Genomic DNA, 8,886 nt, shown 5'->3' with positions numbered 1-8,886 from the left:
AGGCCGTGAACGGGATCATCGAGCTGCACCGCCGCCTCGCCCGCGGCTTCCGCAACCGGCACAACTACCGGCTCCGCATGCTCCTCGCCGCCGGCGGACTCACACCATAACCCCACCGGAAGTCCGAAGAGCCGGATAACCGGAGTCCTTTCGGAGTCCCAGCCGGTTTCAGCCAACGACGAAGCCCCGGCAGATCCTCAGATCTACCGGGGCTTTTCCGGTCGGGATGACAGGATTTGAACCTGCGACCCCTTGACCCCCAGTCAAGTGCGCTACCAAGCTGCGCCACATCCCGGTCGAGCTGCCCGTACGCGGACAACTCCCCTATCCTACCGGGTCTGCACCGGCTCATCGAACCGGGTGCGATGTCGGTCTCGGGGCGTACCCTCGACACATGCCGACGATCACAATCGAACCCGCCGCTGCAGGCCGCTTCGACGACGCAGAGCATGCGCTGACCGGTGGCGGTGGCGGCGCATCCTGTCAGTGCCAGTGGTGGATGCTGCGCAATCGGGACTTCGACGAGACCACCCGCGAGCAGCGCACGGACATGCTGCGAGCCGAGTTCGACCGCGCACCGGCCCCCGGTCTGATCGCCTACGTCGACGGCGAGGCCGCGGCCTGGGTGCGCGTCGGACCGCGCACCGCGCAGCAGCGGCTTGCCCGCACCCGCGTCTTCGCCGCGTCGCCCGAGCCGTGGGAGGACGACAGCGTGTGGGCCGTCACGTGCTTCGTGATCCATCGCGACCACCGCGGCCTCGGCCTGACCGCGCCGCTGCTCGATGCCGCTGTCGCCCACGCCCGCGAGAGCGGGGCCCGCCTCGTCGAGGCCTGTCCGATCGACACCGCCGTGACCCGCACGCCGGTGAACGATCTGTTCGTCGGCGTTCTCGCGAGCTTCCTCGCCGCCGGGTTCCACGAGGTCGCTCGCCCCCGCCCCGACCGCGCGATCGTGGCCTACGACCTCGCCGGCTCCTGATGAGGGTGGCCCCGGTGACCGCAGCATCCGCCCGCGTCGACGCGTGGCTGTGGGCCGTGCGCGTGTACAAGACACGCTCCGCGGCGACTACTGCATGCCGCGCTGGGCATGTGCGCGTCAACGGTGACCGGGCCAAGGCGGCGCAGCACGTGCGACCCGGTGACGAACTGCGCGTGCGCATCGCGGGGTTCGATCGTCACCTCATCGTCCGCACGCCGATAGTCAAGCGCGTCGGTGCGGCACTCGTCGCCGAGGCGATGGAGGATCGCACACCACCGAGGGATCCCGCGCCAGTGATCGCTCAGCGCGATCGCGGCGCCGGTCGGCCCACCAAGCGTGAACGCCGCGAGATCGATCGGCTGCGTGGCCGCCCCTCGACAAGCTCGGGGAGCGGATGAGTCGGGCCCGCGGAGCGGATGAGTCGGGCTCGGGAACGGATGAGACAGTCTCGAAGAACGGGTCGAAGAGTGGCGTCGTCAGGCATCGAAGAGAGTCAACAGCCACCCCGCACCGCGCACCGCGGCGCCGGCATTCTGCACTCGCTGTGCCAGCCCGCGATCACTGGTGACGACAGTCACCGCACGACCGTCTGCCACGAGCCGTGCGGCATCGGCGGCGATCGTGTCGTCACCCGCACCGCGTGCCCGTACCACGGCGACCCCGTCGACGTCCTCCGCGGCGCGGGCTTGCCCTTCCAGCACGACGGTCCACGACGGAAACCAGGTGTCTTCGGTGAGGTCGAGCGCCGCGGCGGGCACACCGGCATCCACCACTCTCGACACGCGCGCAAGCAGCCGGTCCGCCGCGCCCGCCCGGTCCTTCCACCACCCGTCCGGCACCGATCCGACCACGTTCGCCGCATCGACGACGATCGCTGGTCGCACAGCGAGCAGACCGCGCAGCCGCTCCCACGCCGCCGCGAACCCGGGGTGCAGCGGTCGATCAGACACGGCCTCGACCGGAACCCACTCCAGAGCGACAGATTCGGGGTCGCTGATCGTCGGTTCGAAGGGCTCGATCACGTCGCCGACGACCGTCGTGTACGACCAGATCTGCAAGTCGAGCACGCTCACGACGCGCAGCCGGATCGACCCATCCGGCACGCCGGCCTCCTCCTGCGCCTCGCGCAGCGCGCCGGCCCGAGCAGACTCCCCCGCGTGGCGGGCGCCGCCCGGCAGGCCCCACGTGCCACCGAAATGGCTCCACGACACGCGGTGCTGCAGCAGCACACCATGATCCGGGTCGACGGCGAGCAGCCCGGCAGCGCCGAAGCGCCCCCAGTACCGGTCCCCCGACTCGGCCACGACCCAGGCATCGCCGGGGTCGCGTGGCCCTCGGGGGCGCCGCGACTCACCGTTCTCGGGCGGGACGATCGTCACCGGTCCAGCCTGTCACACGTTGCGGCTACCGCTTGCGGCGCTCGCGCACGCGCATGTTGATGACGATGGGCGTCCCCTCGAAGCCGTAGATCTCACGCAGACGCCGCTGGATGAACCGGCGGTAGCCGGCATCCAGGAACCCGCTCGTGAACAGCACGAACGTCGGTGGCCGCGTGCCGGCCTGTGTGCCGAACAGGATGCGCGGCTGCTTCCCACCCCGCACGGGGTGAGGGTGCTCGGCGACGAGCTCGGTGAGGAACGCGTTGAACTTCCCCGTCGGGATGCGCGTGTCCCACGACGCCAGCGCCGTCTCCAGCGCCGGCACCAGTTTGTCGAGGTGGCGACCGGTGCGCGCCGAGAGGTTGACCCGCGGGGCCCACGCCACATGCGCGAGATCCTGCTCGATCTCCCGCTCGAGGTACCGTCGGCGGTCGATGTTCTCCATGTCGGCGTCGTTCAGCCGGTCCCACTTGTTGAACGCGAGCACGAGCGCCCGGCCCGACTCGATCACGAGGTCGACGATGCGGATGTCCTGCTCGCTGATCGGCTGCGTCACATCGAAGACGACGATGGCGACCTCGGCCTTCTCCAGCGCGGTGGAGGTGCGCAGCGACGCATAGAAGTCCGCGCCCTGCTGCAGATGCACGCGGCGGCGGATGCCCGCCGTGTCGACGAACCGCCACAGCGTGCCGCCGACCTCGACGACCTCGTCGACGGGGTCACGGGTGGTGCCGGCCAGCTCGTTGACGACGACCCGTTCCTCTCCCGCCGCCTTGTTGAGCAGCGACGACTTGCCGACGTTGGGCCGACCGAGGATCGCCACCCGGCGCGGGCCGCCGATCTCGTGCTTGGCGACGGCGGATGTCTCCGGCAGCACCTTCAGGACGGCGTCGAGCAGGTCGGCCACGCCGCGGCCGTGGATGGCCGACACCGCGTACGGCTGATCGAGACCCAGGTTCCACAGCGCGGCGGCCTCGGGCTCCTGGCGGGCGTCGTCGATCTTGTTGGCCACCAGGAACACCGGCTTGCCGCTGCGCCGCAGCAGCTTCACGACATGCTCGTCGGTCGAGGTGGCGCCGACCATGGCGTCGACGACGAACAACACCACGTCGGCCAGGTCGATCGCGACCTCGGCCTGCGCGGCGACGGAGCGGTCGATGCCCTTGGCATCCGGCTCCCAGCCGCCCGTGTCGACCAGCGAGAAGCGTCGATCGTTCCACTCGGCCTTGTAGGTCACGCGATCGCGGGTCACCCCCGGCGTGTCTTCGACGACGGCTTCGCGACGGCCCAGGATGCGGTTGACCAGCGCAGACTTGCCGACGTTCGGGCGTCCGACGATCGCCACCACCGGCAGTGCCGGCAGGTACTCGATGCCGTCGTCGCCCGCGGCGAGACCGGCAAGCAGTTCGGCGTCCTCCTCGTCGAGCTCGTAGTCGGCCAGCCCTTGCCGCAGCGCAGCGGCACGCTGCTCGGCGAGCTCATCGTCGATGCCGGCCAGTGTCTGCTGCAGGTCGTCCGGCCGCGCCAGATACTCGTCGTCGCTCATGATGTCTCCTCGACGGGCTCGGAAAGCGGGGGAAGCAGGGCGAGCACGGCCTGCACGGCCTGCTCGAGATCCAACTCGGTCGAGTCGACGACCGCCACACCGGGTGCCGCGACGAGGAAGTCGACGACCTGGGAGTCCGACGCGTCGCGTCGATGCAGCGCGGCGGCGACGGCGGCGGCATCCACGTTCGTCAGCTCTCCGCTACGGCGAGCCGCGCGCACGTCGGGCGCGGCGGTGAGCAGCACGCGCACGGGCGCATCGGGAGCGACGACGGTCGTTATGTCGCGCCCCTCGATGACGATGCCGGGCGTGTCGACGGTGGCCGCGAGGGCGCGGAACGCCTCGTTGACCGCTGTGCGCACCGCGGGAACCCGGGCGACGCCGCTGACGGCGTCGGAGACCCGCGGCTCGCGGATGTCGGCGGTCACGTCGGTGTCGCCCACGCGCACCCAGAACGCGTCCGGGTCCAGCGAGATGGTCCAGTGGAAGTCGTCGGATGCCTGCATCACGGCGTTCTCGTCGGCGGTGTCGGCCGCGCGCGCGAGCACGTGCCAGGCCAGGGCCCGGTAGACCGCGCCCGTGTCGAGGTAGCCGTAGCCGCGGCGGCGCGCCACCTCCTTGGCGACGCTGGACTTTCCGCTGCCGGCCGGCCCGTCCATCGCAATGACGAGACGCGGGCTAGTCATTCATGCTCGCAATCTGCCATCCGCGCTGCTCGAGGCCCGCCTGGGCGCGGCCCGCGACGCCGGGGGCGACGCTGATCTCGGCGAGACCGAACTGCGCACCCGGCGAGTGCTCCAGGCGAAGGTCCTCGACGTTGACGTCCAGCTCGCCCAGCTCACCGAACAACCGGCCCAGCTGGCCCGGCGTGTCGTCGACCATGACGACCACGGTCTCGAACCGGCGGCGCAGCTGCCCGTGCTTGCCCGGCAGCCGCAGCACGCCCTCGTTGCCGCGCCGGATCGTGTCGGCCACGGCACGGCGCGAACCGGCGGCATCGGGCCTGCGCAGCGCCTCGGCGACGGCGCCGAGGTCGGCGGCGAGCGCGTCGAGCGCGTCGACCACCGGCGCGGCGTTCGCCCCGAGGATCTGCACCCACAGCTCGGGGGCCGATGCGGCGATGCGCGTCGTGTCGCGCACACCCTGCCCAGCCAGCTCGAGCGTTCCCTCGTCGACATCGCGGAACCGCCCGGCGAGCAGGCTCGCCACCAGCTGGGGCACGTGCGAGGTGAGCGCGACCGCGCGATCGTGCTCTTCGGGGGTGAGCTCGACGGGCATCGCGCCCAGGTCCAGCGCCAGCCCCTCGACGACCGCGAGATCGGATGCCGGCGTCTCCTCGTCCCGGCAGATGACCCACGGCCGCCCGACGAAGATGTCGGCGCGCGCGGCGATCGCGCCGCCGCGCTCGCGGCCGGCGAGCGGGTGCGAGCCGATGTAGTGCGTGAGGTCGGCGCCGCGCTCGCGCAACGCGCGCAGCGGCTCGAGCTTCACGCTCGTGACATCCGTCACCACCACGCCGGGGTGCGCGGTGAGCTCTGCCTCGATGACGTCGGCGGCCACATCGGGCGGGACGGCCACGACGATCAACGAGGGAGCGTCGTCCGCGCGGGCGGCCCGTCCGGCACCGTAGTCCACGGCCAGCCGCAGCTGCGCGGGCGACGCATCGACCAGCGCCACGTCGATGCCCAGCCGCGTGAGCGCATGCCCGATGCTCGCACCGAGCAGTCCGGCACCCACGATGCGCACGGTTCCCGACGTGCGCGCGGCGAGCCTGCGCGCACGCGGATCGATCGTATCGCTCACTCGGTCTCCTGTGGGGCCCCTGGCGGTGTGGAATCACCCGCCTCGTGGCGGGCCAGGGTCAGCAGCGCGCCGCGTTCCACTTTAGTCAACTCCCGTGCCCGGCCCGCTGGCAGCGTTCCCAGATGCAGCGGGCCGAACTGGCGGCGGACGAGTTCGACGACGGGATGCCCGACCGCGGCCATCATGCGCCGCACGATGCGGTTGCGCCCGGAGTGCAGTGTGAGCTCAACGAGACTGCGGTCGCGCGAGGCATCCAGCAGCCGCGCCTTGTCGGCGGAGATCGGGCCGTCCTCCAGGGCTATGCCCTTCGTCAGCCGTGCGATGGTCTGCGCGGTGACGCGCCCCTCGACCTTCGCGATGTACACCTTCGTGACCCCGAACGACGGATGCGCGAGCACGTGCGCCAGCTCGCCGTCGTTGGTGAGCACGAGCAGACCGCTGGTGTCGGCATCCAGCCGGCCCACGTTGAACAGCCGCTCGGGCCACTCCGCGGTGAAGCGGCGCAGGTCGGGCCGGCCGCGGTCGTCCTTCATCGAAGAGACCACGCCGGTGGGCTTGTTCAGCACGACATAGCGCTTGGTGGCATCCAGCTGCACCGCCGTCCCGTCGACGTCGACGAGATCCTTCTCGGGGTCGATGCGCGAGCCCAGCTCGGTCACGACGGTGCCGTTGACCCGCACGCGACCCTCGACGATGTATTGCTCGGCGACGCGGCGCGAGGCGACGCCGGCGCCTGCCAGCACCTTCTGCAGGCGCTGCCCCGGCGAGCTGGTGTCCCCCGACTCTGCCGCGCTCATCGCACGTACCCGTCGCCGGCCGCGTCCGCCACCTCGTCGGCGCCGTCGAGCAGCGGTGAGATCTTCGGCAGCTCGTCGAGGGAGTTGATGCCGAGATGCACGAGCAGCTCGTCGGTCGTGCCGTAGTTGATCGCACCGGTCTCGGCATCGGTGAACAGTTCGGTGATGAGTCCGCGTGCGAGCAGGGTGCGCACGACCGAGTCGACGTTGACCGCGCGGATCGACGCGACCTGGCCGCGGGTGATCGGCTGCTTGTAGGCGATCACGGCGAGAGTCTCCAGTGCGGCCTGGGACAGGCGCGACGGGGCCTGCGCGCCCACGAACTCGGCGATGAGGTCGTCGTGGTCCGCACGCACGTAGACGCGCCATCCGCCGCCCACCTCGCGCAGCTCGAATGCGCGCCGGGGGCCGCCGGCCTTGCCGTCGTAGTCGTCGGCGAGCGCTTCGATCGCCTGTCGCACGGCAGGCACTGGCGCGCCGACGGCGGTCGCCAGCGCGACCAGGCTCTGCGGCTCGTCGACGATCAGCAGGATCGCCTCGAGGCGCCGGGTCACATCGCTATCTGTCATAGTCGGCACCCAGCGTAGCGAGAGACTCGGTAGACCAGTGCTCGGCCGTCCACCGCAGTGTCAGCTCGCCGAGGGGTTCGACCTGTTCGAACGAGATGGCCGCGTGCCGGTACAGCTCGAGGATCGACAGGAACCGCGCGACGACCACACCGGGTTGATCCACGCCCGCGACCAGTTCCCGGAAGGTGAGCGACTCGGCCTCGCGCAGCAGGGTGACCACCACCGCCGCCTGCTCACGGATGCTGACCAGCGGCGCGTGCAGGTGATCGACGCCGACGTGCGGGATCTCCTTCGGTGTCATGGCCAGCAGCGCCAGTGCGGCGAAGTCGTCGGCCGACAGCGTCCATACGAGCTCGGGCACGGCCTGCCGGTACTTCGTCTCCAGGGGCACGGCACGGGTGTGCCGGTTCTCCTCGGCGGTGAGCTGAGCGGCGAACCAGGCCGAGACCTCCTTGAAGGCACGGTATTGCAGCAGGCGGGCGAACAGCAGGTCGCGGGCCTCGAGCAGCGCGACGGACTCGGCGTCGACGAGCTCCCCCTGGGGAAGCAGCCCGGCGACCTTCATGTCGAGGAGGGTGGCGGCGACGACGAGGAACTCGGATGCCTCATCGAGCTCGTCATCGGGGCCCAGCTCCTTGAGGTACGCGATGAACTCGGCGGTCACCTGCGACAACGCGACCTCGGTGATGTCGAGCTCGTGCTTGGACAGCAGGGTCAGCAGCAGGTCGAAGGGCCCGTCGAACACCCCGAGCGAGACCCGGAACCCCTCGCTTCCGGCACCGGTTCCCGAGCTCGTCGCGCCGGTTCCCAAGCTTGTCGCGCCGGTTCCCGAGCTCGTCGAGGGATCAGGCGACGGCACCACGTGCGACCAGCTCTCGCGCCAATCGCCGGTAGGCCTGTGCGGCGGCGTGCCCGGGCGCGAACTCGGTGATCGGCACGCCCGATACGGAGGCGTCGGGGAACTTCACCGTGCGCCCGATCACGGTCTCGAGCACGTCGTCGCCGAAGGCCTCGACGACGCGTTCGAGCACCTCCCGTGAGTGCAGGGTGCGGGCGTCGTACATCGTGGCGAGCAGGCCGTCCAACGTCAGGCTGGGGTTGAGTCGATCGCGCACCTTGTCGATGGTCTCGATCAGCAGCGCCACCCCGCGCAGCGCGAAGAACTCGCACTCGAGCGGCACGACGACGCCGTGGCTGGCCGTGAGCGCATTCACGGTGAGCAGACCGAGCGAGGGCTGGCAATCGATGAGGATGACGTCGTAGTCGGGTGCCAGCTTGCGCAGCACGCCCGAGAGGATCGACTCGCGCGCGACCTCGCTGACCAGCTGCACCTCGGCGGCCGACAGGTCGATGTTCGCCGGGATGACGTCGAGGTTCTCGACCGCCGTCGGCACGATGGCGGTGTGCGGGTCACGCCTGCTGTCGATCAGCAGTTCGTAGATCGTGGGCACGTCGTGCGTGGGGATCGCGAGTCCGGCCGACAGCGCGCCCTGCGGGTCGAAGTCCACGGCGAGCACCTTGCGCCCGTAGTCGGCCAGCGAGGCGGCGAGGTTGATCGTCGTGGTGGTCTTGCCGACGCCGCCCTTCTGGTTGCACAGCGCGATGATGCGCGCCGGTCCGTGCCCGATGAGCGCGGGGGGCGTCGGGAAGCCGTGGTACGGACGGCCGGTGGGCCCGAGGGGGGTGTCGTCCTTGGTCTTGACCACGGTGCTCCTGACTCTTGCTGCATCGATTCTAGCGATGCGCGCTCCCGGTCACCGGGCACGCGGGTGGGATGTCACGTACACATCGCGCAGTGCATCGACGCTGACGT

Annotated in this window: 10 protein-coding genes and 1 tRNA gene; 2 read left to right on the top strand and 9 right to left on the bottom strand. The window is 70.6% G+C overall.

Features of this window, described 5'->3' with window-relative positions; all coding sequences use genetic code 11:
• Window positions 1–221: 221 nt before the first annotated feature.
• Window positions 222–295, bottom strand: a tRNA-Pro gene (locus tag ACK5IN_RS09650).
• Window positions 296–394: 99 nt separating this feature from the next.
• On the opposite strand from ACK5IN_RS09650, the gene ACK5IN_RS09645 reads away from it, so the two are divergent.
• Window positions 395–979, top strand: a complete 585-nt coding sequence (locus ACK5IN_RS09645; protein ID WP_416895977.1) for a GNAT family N-acetyltransferase — start codon at window positions 395–397, stop codon at window positions 977–979.
• Entirely contained in the window at window positions 979–1,377 is a 399-nt protein-coding gene (locus ACK5IN_RS09640; protein WP_416895976.1) for an RNA-binding S4 domain-containing protein, read from the top strand. The genes ACK5IN_RS09645 and ACK5IN_RS09640 overlap by 1 nt, the downstream gene beginning before the upstream one ends.
• A gap of 78 nt (window positions 1,378–1,455) precedes the next feature.
• Here ACK5IN_RS09640 and ACK5IN_RS09635 read toward each other — a convergent pair whose 3' ends face one another.
• The 8 genes from ACK5IN_RS09635 to ACK5IN_RS09600 are packed head-to-tail and all read right to left on the bottom strand — an operon-like array spanning window position 1,456 to window position 8,779.
• The gene (locus tag ACK5IN_RS09635; RefSeq protein WP_416895975.1) at window positions 1,456–2,358 is read right to left on the bottom strand and encodes an NUDIX domain-containing protein; all 903 of its coding nucleotides are present in this window, start codon (window positions 2,356–2,358) and stop codon (window positions 1,456–1,458) included.
• Between the two features lie 25 nt (window positions 2,359–2,383).
• A complete protein-coding gene (gene der, locus ACK5IN_RS09630; RefSeq protein WP_416895974.1) occupies window positions 2,384–3,904 on the bottom strand; it encodes a ribosome biogenesis GTPase Der in 1,521 nt (506 codons plus the stop codon).
• Window positions 3,901–4,590: a (d)CMP kinase gene (gene cmk, locus ACK5IN_RS09625; RefSeq protein WP_416895973.1), complete on the bottom strand. Its 690-nt coding sequence runs from the start codon at window positions 4,588–4,590 to the stop codon at window positions 3,901–3,903. Before cmk ends, der begins: the two co-directional genes overlap by 4 nt.
• Complete coding sequence (locus tag ACK5IN_RS09620) at window positions 4,583–5,707, bottom strand: prephenate dehydrogenase (RefSeq protein WP_416895972.1); 1,125 nt, start codon at window positions 5,705–5,707, stop codon at window positions 4,583–4,585. The genes cmk and ACK5IN_RS09620 overlap by 8 nt, the downstream gene beginning before the upstream one ends.
• The gene (locus ACK5IN_RS09615; RefSeq protein ID WP_416895971.1) at window positions 5,704–6,504 is read right to left on the bottom strand and encodes a pseudouridine synthase; all 801 of its coding nucleotides are present in this window, start codon (window positions 6,502–6,504) and stop codon (window positions 5,704–5,706) included. The genes ACK5IN_RS09620 and ACK5IN_RS09615 overlap by 4 nt, the downstream gene beginning before the upstream one ends.
• Window positions 6,501–7,073, bottom strand: a complete 573-nt coding sequence (gene scpB, locus ACK5IN_RS09610) for an SMC-Scp complex subunit ScpB (protein ID WP_416895970.1) — start codon at window positions 7,071–7,073, stop codon at window positions 6,501–6,503. Before scpB ends, ACK5IN_RS09615 begins: the two co-directional genes overlap by 4 nt.
• Window positions 7,063–7,884, bottom strand: coding sequence for a segregation and condensation protein A (locus ACK5IN_RS09605; RefSeq protein WP_416895978.1), 822 nt, complete (start codon window positions 7,882–7,884; stop codon window positions 7,063–7,065). Before ACK5IN_RS09605 ends, scpB begins: the two co-directional genes overlap by 11 nt.
• 34 nt (window positions 7,885–7,918) lie before the next feature.
• Entirely contained in the window at window positions 7,919–8,779 is an 861-nt protein-coding gene (locus ACK5IN_RS09600; RefSeq protein WP_416895969.1) for a ParA family protein, read from the bottom strand.
• Between the last annotated feature and the right edge of the window lie 107 nt (window positions 8,780–8,886).

The sequence above is a fragment of the Microbacterium sp. genome, assembly GCF_047971895.1.
Classification (GTDB): Bacteria; Actinomycetota; Actinomycetes; order Actinomycetales; family Microbacteriaceae; genus Microbacterium.
This window is presented reverse-complemented; position numbering and strand designations above follow the sequence as displayed.

Excerpts from the sequence above, each read along its gene's own strand:
- ACK5IN_RS09615 (WP_416895971.1), bottom strand. The coding sequence starts at position 6,504 with ATGAGCGCGGCAGAGTCGGGGGACACCAGCTCGCCGGGGCAGCGCCTG.
- der (WP_416895974.1), bottom strand. The coding sequence starts at position 3,904 with ATGAGCGACGACGAGTATCTGGCGCGGCCGGACGACCTGCAGCAGACA.
- ACK5IN_RS09645 (WP_416895977.1), top strand. The coding sequence starts at position 395 with ATGCCGACGATCACAATCGAACCCGCCGCTGCAGGCCGCTTCGACGAC.
- ACK5IN_RS09640 (WP_416895976.1), top strand. The coding sequence starts at position 979 with ATGAGGGTGGCCCCGGTGACCGCAGCATCCGCCCGCGTCGACGCGTGG.
- cmk (WP_416895973.1), bottom strand. The coding sequence starts at position 4,590 with ATGACTAGCCCGCGTCTCGTCATTGCGATGGACGGGCCGGCCGGCAGC.
- scpB (WP_416895970.1), bottom strand. The coding sequence starts at position 7,073 with ATGACAGATAGCGATGTGACCCGGCGCCTCGAGGCGATCCTGCTGATC.